Origin of the sequence: Paenibacillus gansuensis (assembly GCF_042684925.1) — a bacterium.
GTDB lineage: Bacteria > Bacillota > Bacilli > Paenibacillales > DY6 > Paenibacillus_N > Paenibacillus_N gansuensis.
Window position 1 is genome coordinate 1 of sequence record NZ_JBHUME010000006.1, and the last position, 669, is coordinate 669.

A 669-nucleotide genomic window follows, 5' to 3' on the forward strand; every position below is an offset into this window, starting at 1 on the left:
GATGGAAATATGTATATTGCGTTTTTTTGATGAGAATGGGAAGCATCAAGACGCTGCTAAAGGATCGATTCCCGCTTTGTTCCTCATAGGATCAGGAGCGGAGGGCGGTCGACTTGGGTTTACATGGCCCAATGGTGATCGTCATGCAGTTGGGTGTTTCGTGACTCCTTGTATCCAAGAACTATTCGAGCGGTTTAAGGAAAACGGAGTGAACATTGTTGGTGAAATTCGGCAAACATGTGGACCCAACTTGCGGTTCTATGATCCTGACGGGAACATGTGGGAAATTTGGCAACCCTGAGAACGGGTAATAACTGAAAAGAATAAGATTATTGAACTATCGGGACACGATAGCGCAATAACACAGTGAAGGCTGCAGATCCGATTGATCAGCAGCCTTTTACACTCCCTCAGAGAATAAGGATTTTCTCACGAATGCTCGCTCATTCGCAGGATTTCAAAATGTATGTTTAAATAGGAGTTAACGGGTACGAAATCCCATGATTGTTCAAATGTAAATTAACACAAGTTCTTCTTCAATCATTCCATTTTCTATACTATTATTTTACGATATATTGAATAAAAGTATTGTGATTAAAAGTGATCAGAATAGTTGTGTCGTAGTTAGTTTAGGAAGGAAGGAATATCGTGATGAGCATTTATTATACT

The 669-nt window shown here is 40.1% G+C and carries 1 protein-coding gene; it reads left to right on the forward strand.

Features of this window, described 5'->3' with window-relative positions; translation table 11 throughout:
* Window positions 1-301, forward strand: a 301-nt coding sequence (locus ACFSUF_RS07720) for a VOC family protein (protein WP_377601796.1), incomplete at its 5' end; no start/stop codon positions are given.
* Window positions 302-669: the final 368 nt, after the last annotated feature.